Here is a 21881-nt window from a genome sequence, read left to right on the forward strand (position 1 = left end):
TTCATATGCTCCAGATGTGGCAAGGCATATCAGGAAAAACCGAAAATCTGCGATATATGCAGGAATTCGGTTTTTACCTTGGGATGCTGCAAGGCTAAAAACGACCGTTATTAATTATCAATTATAAAAAGGATAGTATATAAAGAAATCATACTCCCCTTTTTATCCCTTTATCTTTTCTCCATTTTCTGGGTTTTTTGTCTTTTCCCCTTTTTCCTACATTCTTCTTTCCAACTAATCCCGCTTTTGTGCGCTCTGATATTTTTTCCCTTTCTATTTTTGCAACAGTTGCAAATATGGAAATGATAACGTCCTTGAATTGACCCACAGAGTCAAGATAAGGTTCTTGGTATGATTTCCAACCTATCCCCAATAAATCTAACTCGTGCAATCGTTGGAGCGTGTAGAGAGTCCCAGACCTTGAGAACCTCGATAAGTCCCAGAAAAGGATAATATCAAATTTCTTTTGGTGCGCATCCTTGAAAAGTTGGTCATATGCAGGGCGGGAAATTTCCTTTCCGCTTATGATATCTGTATATTCTTTGTATATCTCCCAGCCCGACTTTATGCAGAATGGTCTTAATTGATTCAATTGATTATTAAGTTCTTGCGTATCAGTTGAGATACGGCAATAGATAGCAACTGAAGGCATTAAACGAACCCCATAGACGTTATATAAGACCATATTATTATTTTTATATCATTCATATTTTTTATTTCTCCTTTAATTTCTGCATATTAAAATATATTTTTTTAAAATCAATATTTAGCAAAATTCCCCTATGTTTTTCCCAAAAAAAGAAAAAATCCGAAATCTACCAGAAATAAATTTAATACTGAAAGAGGGATAAGGACTTTTTGATGTAGTATGTAGTCATTCAGTCTCAGCATATCGATATTTTTGACTACCGACTACTTTTTGAATATGTAGTCACAGGTAGTCATATTCTTTAATGGGAATGGGTGAAATTTCCAAACAATTCAAACATTTTTTTATAATTTCTTGGTGTGAAATACCTGGAAATTTCTTTTTCATAGTCCCGATAAACAAGGCTACATTTTGATTTTGTATATTGTTTGTTAATTGCCGAGACATGAAACTTTCTTCAGTCACAATTATATCTATAATATCGTTGAAACTTTTATCTGGATAGTTTTCTCTCAATCGTTCAAGATTACCTTTGTCTATTCTTACAGTTGTTGTATCTGACATTTTTTTCTCCTATACTATATTGGTTTATATCGTAATTAATTTATGCTAAGTAGTTTAAACAAATATATTTATATATTTAAAAATATGATATATGTGTTGTGGAAGAGTTATCTATTTTATCAACTCTTTCAAAACTCTTTCACAAGTTGCCATAAGGGAATGAGGTTATATTTTTTCCCTCATTCCTACTCTGATTTTTTACAACTTTTACAAAAAATTAATATGTTTTGTTCGTATTAAATAAAACAAATACATTTATATAGCATTAATCACATATTATAAAAATACCCGTAGGACGCTTTTCTATGTTGTGGGTTAGTCCTACACTTTCCCATTATATTTTATGTGTATTTTCACGTACATAAGTAGTTTTTAAATGTGATATTTTAAGAACGTACTTACTGTTATTGGTTTTTTGTAAAAATAAACAATTTACTTTATATAGGATGAATAATATTCTATATTTGCTTTTAAACATTAAAATATTAATCTATTTATGTTAAAGTGGGAAAATACAACGATGGTTACATATAACAATCAAGAAATAAAAGAATTTGTAGATTTATTATTACAAAATTATAAGTTTATAACGTTGGATGATGACGAAACATTATTAGTATATGATGATAAGACGGGAACATATAAAGACGGCAATAAGACCCTAAAAACAATTTGTGCAAATAACGAATTAATTAATACTAAAAATAAATTTGTAGAATTAAAGCTTAATGTTGAGGGTAGAACTTATATTTCACGTAATGATTTTATTGTCCCTGAAGGATTAGTAAATTTAAAAAATGGTGTGCTTAACATCAATACAATGGAATTAATAGACAAATCCTCAGATTATAATTTTTTGGAGCAAATACCAATAGACTATAATCCAAAAGCTGAAAGTCCATATTTTAATAAATTCATTAGTGAGGTAATTTCCAAAGGGAATATTAAATTATTACAAAAATGGTTTGGATATCACTTTGTGCACGATAATAGATTTAAATTCGCTATGATGTTATTAGGTGTGAAGAATTCGGGGAAATCATTAATTATAACAATATTAGAAAATTTATTTGGTATTTCAAATTTCTCACACTTTGAATTATGCGAATTTAACCAGGCGGGAACACACGCTATATCAAATTTATATGGAAAGCTGGGAAATACTTATTCTGATATGTCGATGCAAATGTTAAAAGATATTGGTAAGTTTAAGGTTCTTACGGGGAATGATTATATATCTACACGTTACGCTTTTAAGGAGCCGTTTAGTTTCAAAAATTATGCAAAATTAACATTTAGTCTTAACAAATGTCCTTTGATAGATGGATGTGTATTGGAAGATGAAGCATTTTGGTCAAGATTAGGAATGCTACAATTTAATAATCCATTTAATCGTGTTATAGATGAAGATTTGAACATAAAAATCATTGGCGGAACAAAAGATAATAAATTCTATTCTGGGGAACTATCGGGAATTTTAAATTTTGCATTGGAAGGGTATAAAGAAGTTCTAAAAAATGGATTTAAAGATTATCCTGCAAATCAAACTAAATTAATGTGGTCAAATTCTATGATGTCACAATATGATACTAATCAAAGCAATGAACCAATACAAACAAAATGTTCAAGATGTGGTAAATCTATTCAAAATTTCCATCCAGAAATTTGTGAAGAAGTAGTATGTAGAACTTGTCAACATAATGATGGTTCTGAATATCCAGAATATTTGTAAGATTTACAAATTTTATCTTTTTTACAACATTTACAAAAATTAAGATTTGTAACATTTACAAAAATAATTTGCAAGATTTACAAAACATTCTATGCTATGTCATTTATAATTCTAACTGTGTAAAGTGTGAATTTAAGTATAAAGGTTTTTAAATTATATAAATATTTTTATAATTAATATATATTTATAAGGAGGTTCACACTTTACACAGTTAGATTTTTTTTGTAAATCTTATGAATTCGAAGATGGAATATAACTTAAAAACAGTTGTATATAATATTGTATATAATCTAAAATTATTTGTATAGCACCTAAAACAGTCATATTTTGAAACCATTTGGTTTTTTCATCTTGAATATGTTTATTAAATTCTTCGGGGTCTTGTGATACACAACCTGATAATACAACTGCTATTGATAACAATAATATAAAACATATTTTTATATTCATATATGTTAATTTTTAATGTCTATTCTTCTTTTGATAACCTGTTCCCACACAATCAGGGCATTTTATCCAAATATGTCCCATTGTTTTACCGAAAGGAGCATTTTGGTCTATTTTTTTCTTTCCTTTACAAGTCGAACAAATAGGTTTTTTATCATCTATATCAATTATTATTTTAGTCATAATTAATCAAGTCTCCTTCTTTCAATTGAAATATTTGTAAAATTATATATCTTTTATGGTGTAAAAATTTCAATCCTTTGATACATTCCCATCATTTCCCTCTAAATTTCTCATCCGGTGTTAAGATTAGGAATATCCCTTTAATTATCTCTCCGGTTAGGATAGAATGTATCAATCTATCAATATTATCGCTTAAATCGCTTTAAATTTGTTCGTATGAATACGAAGATAATAGTTATTATAAATACCGGATATATATAAATCTTTCTATTACTTATTTTTCTACTTACTATTTATAATAAAACTTATATAGTTTTAATTACATATATACATCTTGACGTTATGACGTTATTTTTTAGCGCATGATAAATTAACTCCACGTCATAATGTCTTTTAAGTCAGTGGGAAAAAATGAAATCAAATATTAAAAAAATTAGAAAAACAATATATATTGAAGAAGATAACGACGATAAACTTAGATTAGGAGCTTTTAAAAGTCGTAAATCACAATCAAGGATTTTAAACGATTTATTGGGAGAATGGATATGTTAACAGAAAAATTTGAACCGGAAACAAAAACAGAAATTCGAATACTTGTAAAAAAAAGCAGCGTTAGAAAACTAAAATATATAGAAAGTTTTAGCACTGAAATAATGGATACAATGATAGAAAATTTATACCGGACATTCAAAAAAGGGGAAATTAAGGAGTGAAAAAAATGCCAGCAGAACTTGAAATAAAAGGGAAAAAAGGAAAAATTGCAAAGACTGAAAAGACATCTTGAAAAGGAACATCCTTCAACAAGGGGAGAGATGGAAATAGAAACGGAAAGAAAACATAAAAAATTATGTAATACAGTAATCACTGGGGAGTTCTAAAATGGATAGAAATTTAACAGAAGAAAATTTAAAAAAAATGAAAAAGATGAGATACGATAAGTTGATTTCTGAAGGTTTAAAACCTTCGGAAGCGTTGCATACTATTGAATATGAGCAAAAAAAAGGAGCATTTCAAGAAAGACCAATAAAAATACAAACAAAATCGACACTAAAACAAAAACTTCAATCTGGGGTTTCGAATGTAAAAGCGGCTTTTTCAAAAGAAGGGTTACGAGCGGCTGGAAAATTTATTAAAGAGGATATCCGGGAAGATTTCCGCAAACCAACAATAGCAGAAATAAAAGAAGAATACAAACGAGTAAAAGCACAAGCTGAAGCACAAAAACAATTACGTGAAATTCGAAAATTTCACGCTGGAAAAAAAATCAATCAAACCACAAAAGAATTAAGAGCGCAAAGAAAGCACGAATTAGCATTAGCAAAATTAAAATATCAGGCTCAAAAACCAAGACGTGTAATAAATCAATTAGACCATCCGATATATGCTGATAAAGGTTTTATCACGGGTGCAAGTCCGTTTGATTTGGCTTCTCCGTTTGATATGGATATGGGTAATCCATTTGTGGGTAAGCGTAAAAAGAAGAATTTTTTAAATAATACTAATCCATTCGGACTATGAAAACATTTGGTTTTAATTTGCTTGATATCGAAAAATCAAACGATGAAATCGCTTTAGAGTTATACATAGCAAAAAAGAAACAGGAACAGCAATTAATGAAAGAAAAACCAAAAAGAAAGAAATTTCTGGGGATATTTTAATGGGCTACAATTATCACGGAAAAATACAACCAAATTCTAATGAAGCATATATTAGAACTTTGGAATATCGCATAGCAGAACTTGAAAGACCGAAAAGAAGAAAATTAAAAAAGTGGGATTTCTCAAAAATAATGTCTTCAGTTGATGAAAAAGACTATCCTTGGGTGTGAAAAAATGGAAACATATACAAAGGAACAAATCTTAGAACTTTTGCGAAAGCGGAAGATAGCGGAACGAAAGCAAGAAAAAATAAATAAATTCTTTCGTGAAGCAAGAGCGGAACACCTGAGAAATGAACAAATACGACTTCAAAAAGAAGCTATTGAAAGAGCAAAAAAACAAAGACAAAAAATAACTTGGGGAAATCGTGTATGGTAAACATTAAATTTAATGATTTTATTAGGAGCGTAAGATTTATTGAAACAAAAAATATAAAACTTAATTATAAAATCGGGGATAAAAAATTTGAGGGAGAAAAAAATGTATGAAATCGATGATGGTATCAATGAAACTGTAGAAGTAAACCCAGAAGAATATAAAAAACAGCTTGTTGCGTGGTGGAATTCTGGGGAAAACTACTATCCTCAGCATCAAATTTATACTTGAAAAGGGAGAAAAAATGGAAAAATTTAAAATATATTTAGATAATAATCGACAAATAAATTTAAAAATTGAAGATAAAGAATTTAAAATAACTAATAGTCAAGCGCAAGCAATAAGATATGAATTATATCGTATTATCGGTATTCAATCAGAGCTTATCGATTTAGATTACAAACCAAATTACGTAGAAGAAGAAATGTATTAATATATTTTCAAATCCTTTGGATTTTAGACCTATTTTAAGAATTTAATAAAAAATAAGTCGCTACGATGCGATATAAGCGACGAAAAATAAGAAATAGTAATAAAACAATTTGTATATTTCCTTATTAGTAAAAAGCTTTAACGGTTTAACTTGAAAACCCGCACATCCCCGTATTCAAATACTTTATCAAACACTTCAGGATGTCTCTCAAAAAGTCCCGGATTCCTGAATCGTTTTACTTCAGCCTCACCAAAATAAACATACGAAACGTTATATTTCCTCAAAAGCTGATATACTTCCGTAATATCGCCTGATCTGTACATTTTATCTACATCTGACCAGCGCGTATCTATTTCGCTCCTTTTCGGGAATCTCCAGTTAAGTTCATGCCCTGCCCATCCTATTACTGTTGGAAGTCCCGTAAAGGTTGTTATGGCAGTATTCCATTCATATAATTCACCAGGCGCCTGCAGGATAACGGGCTGTCCGGTTATATTCCTGAACCATAATATGGCCTGGTAGTCCTGCGGATGTTCTTTTTTCACATACGTCATGCCATCAAGCTCAGGAACACCGTTGAAACTTCCGGATTTTCCGATAGTAGCAAAAACAGGATATATGGAAACCAGCAGGATGAGGGCGATGGCTGCAATTCCCCATGCTTTTTTTGAATTAAAATAATCACGCAGACAGAATACGATATAACCAGCGCAAATGCCCCAGATGACCCAGTTCTGGAGATACATTTTAAAAACTGTATTCAGGCGAATAAAAATCATATTTCCGCTTCCCAGCGCGTCCTGGATATAAAAAAATTCACAAAAAAGGGATATGAATACGCCGGTAAGGATTAATATCAAAATAAAAACATTATTTTTATCCCTCTCTTTTAAAATAGAAAATATAGATAGAACAAGAAGAGGTATCAGTAGGATCAAAAGTTCGAATTCATTGGTTTTCGGGTTTGTCTCAATATTAAAAATAAATTGCCTGAACTCAAATAACGTTATTGATGCGGCTATTCCCAATAAGATTAGTGATAATTTGAATATATTTTTATTATAATTCCGGATGTTCCTCAGAACAAAAATGTAAATAAGGAACAGGAATAATCCATAAATAGCTATATAAAAAATCAAAGATGTTCTTCCGGAAGGAACTAATGAAATAGTCTTGTCTATTTTATATGAAAGATGGTACGGTAGATATAATAGATAACTTACAGCGACCAGTGATGCTATTGATGCAAATGAGATTAGGTAAAATTTCGTTTTTGTTTGATGATTTTTTGAAATTTGATAATTAAATATCTGGTTGCAACCGATTACCATAACCGCCAAAAACAGATACACAGGATAATCCCATGTATTCAGCGGATACAAAAAACCTATGGACAAACCCACAACCAGGATTGAACGCCAATCAATAGAATCGGATTTCATTATATTCAGCAGAAGAAGAATTACCAGAAGCTGGAAGGTAATTGATATCATGTGTGGATGTAAATCACCCTGGAGGAAGCTGAAATATGGAAATTCATTAATAGTATCGGGGATAACGCGCGAACTTGTCCAGTAATTAAAAGACATCATGTTGTTGAGCGCATTTTCTTTCATGGAAATATCCGCCAGCTGGAAAAAACCTACAAGATTTCCTGCGACTGTAACGAAAAATGCAGTGAGAAACCCATACTTTATTCGTTCAGTAATATTGAATCCGATACCGAAAGCTGTCGTGAAAGATAAAGCAAAAAAAGAAGCCGTAGCAAGATTAAAGGCTATTGATGGTAATATTCCTGTAATATTTATTAAATTAGAAACTACAAGATAGCCAAAATAATAATAATATGTCACAGTGCCTGACATCCACGGGTCAGGAGGAGGAAAACCAGTGGTTCGAAGCATGCTGTTAATGAATGTCATGTCCATGAATTTCTCACCACCGGTCCAGTAAATGTCGGGACTGTAAGCGCGTACCAATGCAAATATCAAAAAAGTAAGTAAAAATATTATCTCAAATTTAAGAATATATTTTTTTTCAAAATGGACAAATCCTTTTTTTATATATATCAAAAACGAAAATACTGCTATAACAACCAATGAAAGCAGTATGGAATTATAAGAATAACCGATAACAATAGAAATGATCCAGCTAATATATGTAACGAGCAATAATCCCAGGGGCTTCGAAATGCAATAACCGGAATCTTTTATATTCCTGCACAAATAATACGAAATCGGAAGGGTTATAAAACCTATGATCTCTAAAACAATCCACCAGATTGCAATATCAAACGGGTTCAATCCCATAAGAATTCATACCATATCCTGAATATCTGGGATCCCATTCCGAAGACATCTTTTACGAGGTTGACCTTGGTTGTGCCGCCATGCTTCCAGACCACCGGAAATTCCTTTACCCTGTATCCGGCGCGCTGTGCTTTCACAAACAATTCAGTATCCCAGAACCAGTGTGTATCTTTGATTTCATCCATTAACGCAAACAGTGCTTCGCGCCTGAAGGATTTGAAACCGCACTGGTGATCATAGAGCTTCGAACCAAGCATCAGGCGCGTCAGGTAATTGAAACCTTTGCTTGCAAATCCTCTTTTGAAAGGCCGCTTGACACTGCTTTCCGGAAGCATCCGTGAACCTGTGGAAAAATCATATCCATCACGGATAGATTGGATCAACTCTTTTAGATGATTCATATCAGTTGCAAGGTCGACATCTATGTATCCCAGGATTTCTCCTTTTGATGCTTTAAATGCCCGGTTCAGGGCTCGTCCTCTTCCCTGGCGTTTTTCCGAATGCAGATGTATCACGAAATTATATTTTCTTTCAAGGGATTCACATATTTTATCAGTGCCATCAATGCTGCCATCCTCAGCTATTATTATTTCAAACGATGATGCGATTTCACGGAGGGCTTGCGCTGTTCGCTCAACAGTTCCTTCAATTCGTTTCGCTTCATTATAGGCAGGAAGGACAATTGAAACCTCTAATATATGAACACCTCCCTATTTAAATAGAAAAAGGTCACATTAAAAAATGAATTTAGTTTATATATGACGAAATTAAACCGGATCAATATGAGTTAACCTTATTTCATCCCGTACACATTCTTTTTCCTTCTCTCAATTGTATCATTTAACCTGTCCCGGTCTGTGGACGGTGGTTTTACCTCCTGGAGTTTTTTCTCTTCTCTTGCAGGAGGCTTACGCTTTCGGGTTTCCCATACATTATCATATACATCCGACATTATTATTCACCTTTTCGCCATTTAATGCTTTATTGATTTCATTCTTAATAAAACGAGAGGATACAATTGACAAATTTTATTTTCCAATGTCCAGTATTTTACTATTTTATTTGATCTCTTTCACTAACAACGCTATTTTTCAACATCCCGATGCCCTCTATTTCAATTTCAACCTCATCCCCGGCCGATAATTCACCAACACCAGGCGGCGTGCCAGTCGCTATGATATCCCCGGCCTCCAGAGTCATGATGCCGGAAATGAACTCTATTAATTCAGGCACACCAAAAATGAGATTGGAAGTTCTTGAATTCTGTCGTACTTTACCATTAACCCTTGTCCTGATATAGAGGTCACTGGCATCCAATCCTGGATCTATTATAAAAGGGCCATAAGGTGCAAAAGTGTCAAAACTTTTTGCCCGTGTCCATTGTCCATCTTCCTTCTGGATATCCCTGGCAGTTACATCATTAAAGCATGTATATCCCATGATCACACTGCTCGCATCCCTGGATGGAACATTTTTACAGCGCTTGCCTACAACAACAGCAAGTTCAGCTTCGTAGTCAACCCGTTCTGCTATGCCAGGATAGACGATTTTCCCAAGATGTCCGATTACTGAAGACGGAGGTTTAAGGAAGATCAAAGGTTTTTTCGGTATATCCATATTCAGTTCCCGTGCATGGTCCGTGTAGTTTAATCCCACGCAGATTATTTTGCTCGGGATTGTTGGCGGCAATATCTCCAATTCCGATAGAACAAAAGTATCACAATAAAGCCCTCTTTCAACTATAACACGCTCTCCCCTGACAACCCCTTCCAGCACTTCATTGTCATACCTAAATCGTCCAATCATTCAATAATACCCTCTGCCATCTCAATTTTACTGCTGTATACCTTGCTTTACTTATTAAGTTTTTGATGCCAATTACTAATCTGAATTACCATAGAAAGCTTTATACATCATCAGTATCATAATTATGATCATAATATATTTAATATCATTCTGGAGGAATTAAAAATGAAATATGTTCACGTTCAATCAGTACTTCCGCAGGAGGATGTGATTGCACTGAAAGCAAAAACAGGCGAATCCTCAGTAAAAGAAGCGATTTCAAAAGCTGTTTATTTTTATTTAAAATGTGCTAAGGAAGAATAATATGAAAGAAGTTCCAAAATATATCACATCTATCCAGATACAGACAAATGAAATAAAAAATATCAACATTTCACTTGGTTTTGAGAAAAATGGTATGATGATGTTGAATATCCAGGATACTGCCGAACTGGAACAAGATTCTTCTTATTTAAATGACGCTGCTTACCCGAACAGCGCAATTATGGTTTATGGAAAGTATGCAATGTGGCTCTCAATGTTTACAAGACACGTTAAAGCCAGTAATGACGATTTTCAAAAGGATTTTAAGGATTAATCAACCATTACAGGCTATGGTTACTATTGCTATTTTGATAGGGTCGGAATCAGACAGGCAGATTGCCGAAAAAACGATAAAAGTACTGGATAATGCAGGGATAGATTATGATACCCGGGTTCTTTCAGCTCACAGGAATCCGGCAGAACTTGAGGAATACATACAAAAAAGTGATGCGAAAGTATTCATTGCAATTGCAGGATTATCTGCGGCTCTTCCCGGAGTAGTCGCCTCACGTACAAAGAAACCTGTAATAGGCGTTCCGGTAAGTTCAAAACTTGGCGGGCTTGATGCGCTTTTATCAATTGCCCAGATGCCAAAAGGGGTACCTGTTGCCTGCGTGGGAATAGATAATGGTGAGAATGCGGCTTACCTGGCATTGAGGATACTGGGGAAGAATTGAGATTGGATACAGACCAGTTAATAAACCGGATTACCGAAGGAAATAAGTAATGATAAATACAATAATTAATTTGGAGAGCAAACCGGGTAATCATATCCGACCACGGGAGCGCCGTAAGTCGTCAATGATATAGAAATCCAAACATGGGTGAAGCTGTGTGCGGACTAACTATGGAAAAGGTCCTGCCCGGGCTTGTATCCATTTTTAGAATCCATTTATTATTTTGCTTTTTATCTTGCCACCAGCACCGTACATTTAGCTTTCCTCACCACTGCCTGCGCCACGCTTCCAAGCTCCGGGTTTATTTCGGTCTCGCCCTCACCGCCCATGACGATCGTATGAACTTTATATTTTTCAGCAGCTTCAAGTATCGCATGTGCGATGATCTCTGCACGGGCTCCCATCTTCGGGATCCGCTGCATGCTGACCCCAACAAGTATTTTTTGTACATCTATGCCCATATCCGCCCCCATATCTACGACCCTGCCCAGTACTTCCTCACCATGTGATACAAGTTCCTCTCTTTCGGAATCCTTTTTTGCAACAGCCACATAAATTGCTGCCATTTTGATATTATATGATTTTGTGATCTTCATAGCTGCGATCTCTGCTTTTCGTCCATAATCACTGCCGTCGGTCGCAAGAAGTATCTCATATCTCGTCATCATCAAACCTCATTCTTTTTTATTTTCTGCTCAAGCTTATCAAGCGCTACCATAAGTCCGAATATAACGGCCTGCGGTCTTGGAGGACATCCTGGGATATAAACATCCACAGGGATGACTTTATCAACTCCGCCACAGCTTGCGTAAGTATCGCCAAAAATACCGCCGTTGCAGGCGCACGAACCCATTGCAGCGACAAGTTTTGGCGATGGCGTTGCATTATAGGTTTTAAGAAGCGCAAGTTCCATGTTCCGCGTAACAGGACCAGTAACAAGAAGCATATCAGCATGGCGCGGTGAAGCCACAATATGAAGACCAAATCTCTCGATATCATATATCGGATTTGAAAGCGCATTCACCTCAACCTCGCATGCATTGCATGAGCCTGCATCAACTTCCCGGATATGCAGCGATCGCCCGAATATATTCCTGATTTTATCATTCAGGCGCTGTCCCATTATCTCAATTTCATCTTCAACCGTCATAACTTACTCCGGGTACTGGAACTGATACTGGTAACAAGGTCTTCTTTTGTCTTTGAAGCGAGTTCATATTCCTGCGTGAGTTTGATTGCGCCATATTTGCATGTTTCCTCGCATCTTCCACAGAATATGCAGCCGCAATATGATAATGAAAGAGTCTTTTCACCGTTTTTTTCCGTGAACCATATAACACCTGGAGGACATACTTTAACACAATCCCCGCAAAACGTGCATTTATCTGAGATTTCAGGTTTTCCGCGAAATCCCCGGGGCGCAATATCGGGTACAGCAGGATATTTCGTCGTTTGACAGCCGGCTTTAATGGTTTTCCTGAGTATTTCAAGCATTTTTTTCACCTACATGTCATTGCCTGAATAAGATAAACTCAAGCTTTTGTTTATGATCGGGAAGTCGGGTACTATATTATCAAGCACTGCATACTCTATGGAAAGCCAGTTGCAAAAGGACGGGTCACGGACTTTACATCTTTCGATCTTGTTTCCTGATGTCCGTATCCAGTAAACTGTTTCTCCTCTTGGTGCTTCGCAAATCCCGAGTGCATGACCATCCGGGATTTCATCAACCTTTACTCTCAGGTCACCTTCAGGAAGTGACCAGAGCGCCTGTTCTATCAGTCCCACGGATTCGCACACTTCATCTGCCCGTACAATTGTCCTTGCATGCACATCACCTGCTTTTGAAACAATTACTTTGAAATTGAATTCCCTGTAGGCCGCATATGGATGATCGCGCCGTATATCGCTGTCAATTCCGGAAGCCCGTCCAACCGGCCCTACTATATGCAATCCCCTGGCTATATCATTGTAGATGCGCCCTGTTGTTTCGATCCTGTCCATCAGGGATGGTGTTGAACCCAGGTGTTCCATCAGTTTCCTGAAATCCCTTTGAATAATCGAAAGGCTAAGGAGGATTTCATCCTTACTGCCACCAATATCACGCCGCACGCCACCTATTGTGTTCATGCCACGGAGCAATCTGCTTCCTGTGACACGTTCGTTTAATTGCAATACGTCTTCCTTGAGTTTGTTGGCATGAGCTGCGCCGAATGAAAAAGCCACATCTGTCGCGATCCCTGCAATATCAGAAATGTGATTGTATATCCGCTCAAGCTCAAGAAGGATTGTCCTGATATGGTTTGCGCGGGACGGTATGTTTAGCCCGGCTATTTTTTCCATTGCCTGGCAGAATGCCACTGAATGGGCGATAGAGTTATCGCCGGAAATCCTTTCAGCAAGAAAAACTGCTTTGTCGATCGAGATGTCCTCAAAAAGTTTCTCAACTCCTTTGTGGGTATAGAAATGCCTGATTTCAAGATTGATTATGGGCTCACCTGCCACGCTGAACCTGAAATGCCCTGGTTCGATCACACCCGCATGTACAGGACCAACAGGTATCTCATACACGCCTTCACCCTCCACACGACGATAGATATATTCACCATCTACCTTGGGCGGTTTTGTCCTGATATCAAAATCCTTCCTGAGAGGATGCACTCCGGAAGGCCAGTCCTCAAAATTTACAAGCCTCCTCGGATCAGGATGCCCCTGTGGTACCAGGCCGAACATGTCCTGTATTTCCCGTTCGTACCAGTTTGCAGATGCGATTTTGTTAGTGATGGACAGATATTTCGGATTTTTTTCATCGATACTTATTCTTAAAATTATAAATGCATCATCTCTGGCTTCTGAGAAAACATAATGAATTTTAAAAGAGCCATCAATTTTGCGTTCGTCCGTGGCAAAAATACAAATAATTGGCAGATCCAGACGGTGATAAATATAGTCACATATTTTTACAATCAATTCTTTTTTTACAGTGAGATATGTCTCATTATATGATGTGGAAACTTCAAGAATACTGGTATTAAATTCTTTTTTGATGGATTCTATATTGTCATTCATAAAATCACCTTATAACAGCCACGACTTTCATAATCATATCATAAAAAAATGAGGGGATATAGACTCCCAGCACAATTACGAATACTGCAACTATCATCATTGCCCCGATAGTCCACCTGCTCACTTCCCCGGGCACGATTCCGGATCGTGGAGTTCCGAAGATCATTTTACTCAGGTTATAGAAAAAACCTGCGAATATCATAATTATAAAAAGCAGGAATAAAACCGAAGAAATGATATTTCCCTGAAAGAAACCTGCTGAAAGTATCGTAAATTCACTGATAAATATACCAAAAGGCGGCGACCCTGTGATCGCGAGCCCTCCTATTAGCAGCATTGTTCCGGTTGCAGGCATGGATTTCATTATCCCGCTCACCCTGTCTATCTCTTTTGTTTCATGCTTTAGAAGCACGTTTCCTGCGCCGAAGAACATCAGTGATTTTGTCATGGCATGATTGAACATATGAAGTATCGCACCAAAAATCCCTAGGAACCCTCCGAATCCTATCCCGAGGGCTATTATTCCCATATGCTCGACGCTGCTATATGCAAGCATCCGTTTGTAATCTTCCTGTAGAATTATGAATGGCACAGCTATACCAATGGAAAGAAGCCCGAATATGATGAGGAGATTGCTTGTAAAAGCAGGCCCGGTTGACTTTGTTGCTATCGTATAGAATCTGATAATCCCGTACATGGCGCAATTCAGGAGAACTCCTGAAAGTAGTGCGCTCACAGGCGTCGGGGCCTCGCTGTGCGCATCCGGAAGCCAGGTATGCATGGGAGCAAGACCTGCTTTTGTGCCATACCCTATGAGAATAAAAATGAATGCAAGCTTCATTATAGTCGGATCAAACCGGTCTGCCACAGCGATAAGAGATGTCCAGTTAAGAGCATCACCTGATTCTCCCAGTATTTTTACGGCCCCATAATAAGTTAGTATGGTCCCGAAAAGGGCGAATGTAATTCCTACCGTGCATATTATCATATATTTCCAGGCAGCTTCAACCGAGGATTTCCTGGTATGAAGTATCATGAGAAGGGCTGAAACAAGCGTTGTCATTTCAATGGCGATCCAGAGGCCAAGATTATTTGTGACACCGACAAGGAGCATGGTGAACATAAATATGTGAAACAGGATATAATAAATCTTCAATTTTCTTAAATCCATTACCCCGTGTTTGAATTCATGTCCCATATAACCAATAGAATAAACAGAAGCCACAAAACCTACAATTGAAACGATGAGGACAATAAAAGCGCTGAATGCATCCGCAAAGAGAGCATTTGTCCACGAAATTATGACATTGTTCTGATATACATTATTTACCAGGATCAATCCAAGGATAAGGGTAGCGATAGAACCTGTAAGACTTACAGTCTCAACCTGTTTCTTTGATTTTGTAAGAAAGCATAATATGCCTGTTAATACAGGAGCAAGAAGAAGATATTCTATCATGGTATCAACCTATCAAATTTTTGAGCAAATCCGTATCTATACTCTCAAATGTTTTGTTTATCCTGAATATCAGGATGCCCATAATGAGAACGCCGATTAGGACATCAAAGAATATCCCTAATTCAACCAGAAGAGGCATGCCATTTGTCAATGAAATTGCACCAAGGAAAAGACCATTTTCCATTATCAGTATTCCAAGCATCTGCATCAGGGCTTTTTTCCGGCTTATCATGATGAAAAGCCCTATTGACACAAGCGACATGGATGCTGAAAGTGCTAAACTTGAAAGTTCTGAAATGATACTTATAGATCTTATAAGATAATATGATATTACAACAAGGGTGCCGCCGATAATAAGTGAAGGCGATATATTAACATAAAGTTCTATCTCCCTTTTAACTTTGATCTCCCTGATTATGTAAATAAAAATATAGGGTATTACTGCTGATTTTATTATAAGGGTCAGGAGAGCTACAACATAAATATCATATTTTCCCGTGGAATATGCCACAATGCCAGCAACGCATGCAAGCAGGAATGACTGGATTCCAAAAGCCCTGACACATGAATATAGCCTTGTGGAACCAAGTATCATAAAAGTCGAAACAAGAATGAATGCTATTAATAATTGCATTATTTTAGACCCAAAAACAACTTCTACCATTTTTATCCTCCTTTTACTATAATAACTGCCACAATGGCCAGGAATGAGAGCATAAGAGATATTGACATTAATTCAGGCAACCTGAACAATCTCCATTTTGCTGTTGAAGTTTCAACAATTGCCATCGTTACTCCGATAATTATTATCTTTAAAACAAAAACCAGCATTGCAAGAACCATTGTTAATGCGCCTGCACTCTGTGTGACTATGCCCCAGGGGAAAAATATGTTTGCAAGCAATGAAAAAACGAGCAACTGCTTTATCATCGCTCCGAGCTCAACTATTGCCAGTTGTTTTCCCGAATATTCAAGTATCATTGCTTCGTGGATCATTGTAAGTTCAAGATGTGTAGCCGGATTATCCACCGGGATGCGCCCTGTTTCGGCTATTGCTATTATAAAAAGTGCAACAAAAGCAAGTATCTGGTAAGGTGACATGGCATCAAAGCCCAGGCCTGAGACGGTCTGTGAAATGAAACCCAGGTTCGTCGAGCCAACATTTAGCGCAACTGCAAAAATAGAAAGCATCAGTGCAGGTTCTACCAAAGAAGCTATGAACATCTCACGGCTTCCTCCCATCCCCCCGAAAGAACTCCCTGCATCCAGCGAAGCAAGGGCTGTAAAAAACCTTGCCAGTGCAAATAAGTATATGACTGCGATCAGGTCTCCTGCAAAACCAAGGGAAAGTTGTGTAATGTATATCGGTATTAAAAGACCTGCTGCAAGTACGGCCACAAAAGAAATGATAGGTGCGGCATGGAATATCCAGGATACGTTCGTTGAAACAACGGAATCTTTTTGGAGGAGTTTTATTAGATCATAATATGGCTGCAATATACCCGGACCTTTTCTTATCTGGAAGAATGCTTTTACTTTTTTCATGATTCCGCTAAGCAGCGGGGCCAGAGCAATGACGATAAACAACTGGATAATGATTTGTGCGATCATTTAGCTTCCTCCCATTATTACGAACATGAAAAGGATAATTAATATTCCAAAAATATAACCAAGATATGCATGAATGCTTCCTGTCTGGATTAGTTTTGCTTTTCTTGATCTGACCATGACAAAATCAACTACCGGATTATATAGATATTGTTCAAATACCTGTTCTATTCTTGATTCGAACCTGAATGATTCCTTTAGATACGGGGATGAGTAAGTTGCTTCTGTTTCTATTGCAGGACGGTATAAGCTCTTGAACCACATCTGAACCGGTTTTGAGAAAGCATTTGCAGAATATTCGTTCCGCGCTGTTGAAACTGGCTGGCCGCATCCCCAGGTCTCATAGATTGGCCGGGCCTTTCTATTGATCAATAAAATAATGGCGGGGATTAACATGAGAACTAATAACATTGCAAGAAGAGCAGGCGTTGAAACTGAGATTCCCTGCGATGATGGGATAGATATTATCCAGAAAGTATCAACTGAAATGGATTGGCCGAATGCGCCTGTCCCGATAAAAGATGCTGCGATCCTGTCAAGCACTGGAATTACATACACCGGCAATATACCAAGCAATATCGATAATAATGCAAATAGCCCCATTCCAACAAGCATTGGAATATTTACCTCTTTTGCATGCCTGGCATGTTCACTTCTGGGCAAAGCAAGGAAAACCATACCGAAAAACTTGAGGAAACAATAAGCAGCAAGTGCTCCGGTCAAAGCAAGGAATGCAGCACTTATAGATAGCATGATAATAGCAAAATTGTTATTTAAATTAAAACTCAGGAGCAAGGATTGGAATGTCAGCCATTCGCTCACAAAACCACTGAATGGCGGCATTGCCGAAATTGATAAAACACCGATAAGGGTAAGAATGGCACTCAGCGGCATTTTCTTTATTATGCCCCCTAATTCTTCGATATTTTTTGTATGGGTTGAATATAATATGGAGCCTGCACCCATAAACAACAAACCTTTAAAAACAGAATGGTTCAGCAGGTGATACAGCGCCGCAATCGCTGCCATTGCTGATATTATAGGCTTTCCGCTTGCGAAAAATATCATTGAAGCTCCAAGACCGATAAGGATGATCCCGATATTTTCAATACTGCTAAATGCCAGCATCCTTTTCATATCCGGTTCCACAACTGCATACAATATGCCAAGTATTGCAGATATTGTGCCTGCTGCCAGTACAACGTATCCCCACCAGGGTCCGCTTGCTCCGAGAAAATCAAAAAATATTCGTATCATCATGAAAATGGCGGTTTTTATCATTACACCTGACATGAGTGCCGAGACGTTACCTGGCGCGGCAGGATGGGCATAGGGAAGCCATATATGAAGGGGAACGATGCCTGCTTTTGCTCCAAAACCGATAAAAGCAAACACGAATGCAAGGTCTTTAAAAAGCGGCGTCATTGTCGAGCCCGCGGAGTTGAATGTCTCAAAACTGAAACTGCCTGATGCTCCTGCAAAGATCATGAATGACAGGAGAATGAAACCGGTTCCGATATGGGTCATTACGATATAGGTGAAACCTGCTTTTCTTGTTTCCGGCTTTTCATGTTCATAAACTACAAGGAAAAAAGATATTACAGACATTAATTCCCACACAATCAGGAACATGATTGCATTATTTGCAGAAACTACAAATATCATTGAAAGAATAAAAATGTTATACAGGAAACCAAGATGGCCGATGTTCTTCTTTCCAGAATATTCTTTAACATATCCTGTTGAAAATATCGATACTGCAAATACTGATATCGATATTACCAGAATAAAAAAGGCTGAGAGTTTGTCTACAAAAAATGCGAATTTGAGGTATGAATCCTGCGAAAGTGCCAGGTAAAACGTTTCGCCAAAAATTACGGATATGGAAAAAATTACCCCTAAAAGCGCTCCTGCAACCGCGCTGTAAAATGAAAAATACGAACAAATGCGGTCCTTTTTATTCAATATAACTGATGAAACGGCCCCAATCAAATAAAAAGCAACCAATCCAAGAAATAGATAATCATATATTTTTAAAATATTATATCCCAGCTTTTTTTCATTAATTTATATTTCAACAGAACCCCTTATCACCTTCGTTTTCGTATATAACATTTTCTGGTAATGACATGCAAATTGAATAATGTATATCGATTATTAATGTTAAATCAATGGCTATTAACATGATCAAAGAAAAATCAGGAAGAATGATATTGTCGAAAAAGCTATATGCAGGCCATGCAAATAACGGTATATTTTAAGAGGTCATCCATTTGAACCTGAAGATCGAACCAATTGGTATTATCAAGAACACCGGACCCGGATTATCAGATATATTAATATATTCTGATTATGAACATGTTCTTGGGAATTTCCTGGAACGATTCGAAAAAGGAACAAAAGTGCTTATTATCCATAAAAATACGGAATCCCGGGATGAACATCAGGTCAAGGTCACGTCAACTGAATTAATAAACCGCAAAGGCAATCTCCTGACAGTAAAAGGGATTGAAGCAGATAACGATTCAGTAATAGATGTAAGAATGGGATAAACTTTGAGGTGTTATCATAGGGGTTGACCTGGGTGATATTTTCGAACGAAACGAAATTGAGTTTTCCGACCTGAAAGGAAAAGTAATAGCCATAGATGCTTACAATACGCTTTACCAGTTCCTTAGTATAATACGCCAGCGCGATGGTACACCGCTTATTGATTCACACGGGGAGATAACATCCCATCTTTCAGGTTTCCTTTACAGGACAACAAACCTCATCGAAGAGGGGATAAAGCCTGTATTTGTTTTTGATGGTACACCCCCTGAATTTAAAAATAAAATAATTGAAGAACGAAAAAAAATAAGGGCAAATGCACAGGAAAAATGGGATGAGGCAAAAGCAAGGGGAGAAGATGAAGAAGCATTCAAACATGCACAGGCATCATCCCGTATCCAGGGAAATATGATAGAAGATGCAAAACTTCTGCTCAAGGCTATGGGTATTCCTGTCATCCAGGCGCCGTCTGAAGGGGAAGCACAGGCTTCATCAATTGTAAGGGATGGCAAAGCTTATGCCGTTGGTTCCCAGGATTATGATGCACTTTTGTTCGGTGCGCCTGTTGTCGTAAGGAATCTTGCAGTAACGGGGAAACGAAAGCTTGCTGGAAAGAGCATATTCCTGGAAGTAAAACCTGAGCTTATCGAACTTGAAAAAGGACTTGACGCACTGGGTATTTCAAGGGAACAACTTGTGGATATTGCGCTTCTCGTGGGAACAGATTATAATGATGGCATAAAAGGAATAGGCCCAAGGAAGGCTTTGAAATTGATAAAAAAACATACGGGGATTGAAGCTGTGCTTCTTGAATTAAAAACGGAGATCAAAAACCTCACTGAAATAAAAAATTTATTCCTTAACCCTCCTGTAACATCCGAATATGAGATTAAGTGGAAAAAACCGGATCCTGAGGCCATCATGAAATTCCTATGTGATGACCATGATTTTTCACAAGCCCGTGTTTCAAAAGCTGTCGAACGCTTGCTTGATGCCTCGGATGAGGGACAAAAGACCCTTGATAAGTGGTTTTAAGCCGTGAACTGTGGCGAGAAATATTTCTTGATAATAGTATCGCACTTATCACATTTTATCATGAACCAGTTTCCTTCATCCTGTTTATCATAGTGGTCGAACATGGATGAACCGCATCCCTTGCAGGTAGAAAAATCCTTGAAATAATAACTATAGAATTCAGGGTTGCCGCTTAGCCATTTCGTAGTCTGGAGCAGCCGTTCGAGATATCTCCTTCTTGCTCCTTCGGTGCCTTTCTTCATTTCCTCAGAAACATGTTCTTCCATATGTCTTATGTGATGTTTACTATTCTTTCGTATTCTCAAATAATCACTTAAGGATTGTTGTACGGTTTCAACATAATCGTTGTACCATCTTTTTGAATCTGATCCAAGAAATTTGATTGTTCTCTTGAAATATTCACTCATGAGGTCTTCCATAAGATCAGCACATTCAGTACAAATATTAAAATCTTTAAAATATCTGGTATCCTGTTCACCTCTGCATATCCTGCATGTTTCCATAATTACCCCACCTGTTGTGGTATTGTGGCTTCACGTGTAAACATTATGGGATATAGGTTAAGTACCGACAAAAGATCACCTTTTTTGATTTCCCCAGATTCCTGCCCGAGGACAAAAGCACCATTTATAATGCGGTCTGTTTCAATGGGTGATGGGCCATCCCTGGTTTTAACCTTTATAACTGATACAACAGGATGATGGCTGAATGCGCATGGCATTGCAAGCATATCTTTCTGTACAACTATTTCTTTTACTTTTACGTTCTCAAGTTTTCCCGCGCCTATTGTAAGATCTTCATCTGCGATTAGCATTTCCCACTTTGCCCTGGTTGCTATGGTAAATTCATATGGCGATGCCTTTACTTTTTTTCGATCTACTCTTCCGTTGTTATGAGTTACTACATTTACAATTTCGTTCATTAGAACCCCCATTAGATAACTACTGCAATAGTACTTATATTTTATCACGACTAATCATTATAAATTTATTTTAGCCTTAATCCAAAAATTTTTGCTGCTTCG

Annotated in this window: 21 protein-coding genes and 1 pseudogene; 8 read left to right on the top strand and 14 right to left on the bottom strand. The window is 36.9% G+C overall.

From position 1 onward, the window contains the following. Positions 1-148: 148 nt before the first annotated feature. Both FIB07_03050 and FIB07_03055 read right to left on the bottom strand, forming a co-directional pair. Positions 149-685 (bottom strand): recombinase family protein, encoded by a 537-nt coding sequence (locus tag FIB07_03050; protein ID NJD51824.1) that lies wholly within the window; start codon positions 683-685, stop codon positions 149-151. Positions 686-931: 246 nt separating this feature from the next. Further along, a complete protein-coding gene (locus FIB07_03055; protein NJD51825.1) occupies positions 932-1213 on the bottom strand; it encodes a hypothetical protein in 282 nt (93 codons plus the stop codon). Between the two features lie 496 nt (positions 1214-1709). On the opposite strand from FIB07_03055, the gene FIB07_03060 reads away from it, so the two are divergent. The 4 genes from FIB07_03060 (at position 1710) to FIB07_03075 (ending at position 6041) form a co-directional block, all read left to right on the top strand. Further along, complete coding sequence (locus tag FIB07_03060; protein ID NJD51826.1) at positions 1710-2945, top strand: hypothetical protein; 1236 nt, start codon at positions 1710-1712, stop codon at positions 2943-2945. 1509 nt (positions 2946-4454) lie between these two features. Continuing rightward, a complete protein-coding gene (locus tag FIB07_03065; protein NJD51827.1) occupies positions 4455-5093 on the top strand; it encodes a hypothetical protein in 639 nt (212 codons plus the stop codon). Positions 5094-5407: 314 nt separating this feature from the next. Next, the gene (locus FIB07_03070) at positions 5408-5611 is read left to right on the top strand and encodes a hypothetical protein (protein NJD51828.1); all 204 of its coding nucleotides are present in this window, start codon (positions 5408-5410) and stop codon (positions 5609-5611) included. 241 nt (positions 5612-5852) lie between these two features. Beyond that, positions 5853-6041, top strand: a complete 189-nt coding sequence (locus FIB07_03075; protein NJD51829.1) for a hypothetical protein — start codon at positions 5853-5855, stop codon at positions 6039-6041. 137 nt (positions 6042-6178) lie between these two features. Here the strand turns inward: FIB07_03075 and FIB07_03080 are convergent, their stop codons facing one another. The 3 genes from FIB07_03080 to FIB07_03090 all read right to left on the bottom strand — a co-directional run bounded on the left by FIB07_03080 (position 6179) and on the right by FIB07_03090 (position 10156). After that, entirely contained in the window at positions 6179-8350 is a 2172-nt protein-coding gene (locus FIB07_03080) for a hypothetical protein (GenBank protein NJD51830.1), read from the bottom strand. Then, entirely contained in the window at positions 8341-9048 is a 708-nt protein-coding gene (locus FIB07_03085; protein ID NJD51831.1) for a glycosyltransferase family 2 protein, read from the bottom strand. The genes FIB07_03080 and FIB07_03085 overlap by 10 nt, the downstream gene beginning before the upstream one ends. A gap of 355 nt (positions 9049-9403) precedes the next feature. Beyond that, positions 9404-10156, bottom strand: a complete 753-nt coding sequence (locus tag FIB07_03090) for a fumarylacetoacetate hydrolase family protein (protein NJD51832.1) — start codon at positions 10154-10156, stop codon at positions 9404-9406. Between the two features lie 304 nt (positions 10157-10460). Here FIB07_03090 and FIB07_03095 point away from each other — a divergent pair, with 304 nt between their 5' ends. Together FIB07_03095 and purE are read left to right on the top strand one after the other, a co-directional pair. After that, positions 10461-10733: a hypothetical protein gene (locus FIB07_03095; GenBank protein ID NJD51833.1), complete on the top strand. Its 273-nt coding sequence runs from the start codon at positions 10461-10463 to the stop codon at positions 10731-10733. A 16-nt stretch (positions 10734-10749) separates the two neighbouring features. Beyond that, on the top strand, positions 10750-11136 hold the full coding sequence (gene purE / locus FIB07_03100; protein ID NJD51834.1) for a 5-(carboxyamino)imidazole ribonucleotide mutase: 387 nt from the start codon (positions 10750-10752) through the stop codon (positions 11134-11136). Positions 11137-11366: 230 nt separating this feature from the next. Here the strand turns inward: purE and FIB07_03105 are convergent, their stop codons facing one another. The 7 genes and pseudogenes from FIB07_03105 to hyfB form a co-directional block, all read right to left on the bottom strand. Then, positions 11367-11804 (bottom strand): universal stress protein, encoded by a 438-nt coding sequence (locus tag FIB07_03105; protein NJD51835.1) that lies wholly within the window; start codon positions 11802-11804, stop codon positions 11367-11369. Next, positions 11804-12630, bottom strand: a pseudogene (gene nuoB, locus FIB07_03110) (NADH-quinone oxidoreductase subunit NuoB). The gene FIB07_03105 and the pseudogene nuoB overlap by 1 nt, the downstream one beginning before the upstream one ends. Positions 12631-12639: 9 nt before the next feature. After that, positions 12640-14205 carry a hydrogenase large subunit gene (locus FIB07_03115; protein NJD51836.1) on the bottom strand — a complete coding sequence of 522 codons (1566 nt, stop codon included), beginning with the start codon at positions 14203-14205 and terminating at the stop codon, positions 12640-12642. A 4-nt stretch (positions 14206-14209) separates the two neighbouring features. Continuing rightward, a complete protein-coding gene (locus FIB07_03120) occupies positions 14210-15664 on the bottom strand; it encodes a hydrogenase 4 subunit F (protein ID NJD51837.1) in 1455 nt (484 codons plus the stop codon). A gap of 4 nt (positions 15665-15668) precedes the next feature. Beyond that, a complete protein-coding gene (locus FIB07_03125; protein ID NJD51838.1) occupies positions 15669-16328 on the bottom strand; it encodes a hydrogenase in 660 nt (219 codons plus the stop codon). A gap of 2 nt (positions 16329-16330) precedes the next feature. Beyond that, a complete protein-coding gene (locus FIB07_03130) occupies positions 16331-17275 on the bottom strand; it encodes a formate hydrogenlyase (GenBank protein NJD51839.1) in 945 nt (314 codons plus the stop codon). After that, positions 17276-19339, bottom strand: coding sequence for a hydrogenase 4 subunit B (hyfB, locus tag FIB07_03135; GenBank protein NJD51840.1), 2064 nt, complete (start codon positions 19337-19339; stop codon positions 17276-17278). A 206-nt stretch (positions 19340-19545) separates the two neighbouring features. Between hyfB and FIB07_03140 the strand changes: the two genes are divergently transcribed. Next, positions 19546-19824, top strand: coding sequence for a hypothetical protein (locus tag FIB07_03140; protein NJD51841.1), 279 nt, complete (start codon positions 19546-19548; stop codon positions 19822-19824). A 16-nt stretch (positions 19825-19840) separates the two neighbouring features. Further along, positions 19841-20857: a flap endonuclease-1 gene (locus tag FIB07_03145; protein ID NJD51842.1), complete on the top strand. Its 1017-nt coding sequence runs from the start codon at positions 19841-19843 to the stop codon at positions 20855-20857. On the opposite strand, the gene FIB07_03150 is transcribed toward FIB07_03145, so the two are convergent. Then, on the bottom strand, positions 20854-21360 hold the full coding sequence (locus FIB07_03150) for a hypothetical protein (protein ID NJD51843.1): 507 nt from the start codon (positions 21358-21360) through the stop codon (positions 20854-20856). The genes FIB07_03145 and FIB07_03150 overlap by 4 nt on opposite strands. A gap of 2 nt (positions 21361-21362) precedes the next feature. Continuing rightward, positions 21363-21791, bottom strand: coding sequence for a DUF22 domain-containing protein (locus FIB07_03155; protein ID NJD51844.1), 429 nt, complete (start codon positions 21789-21791; stop codon positions 21363-21365). Between the last annotated feature and the right edge of the window lie 90 nt (positions 21792-21881).

The organism is Candidatus Methanoperedens sp. (assembly GCA_012026795.1).
Lineage (GTDB): Archaea > Halobacteriota > Methanosarcinia > Methanosarcinales > Methanoperedenaceae > Methanoperedens.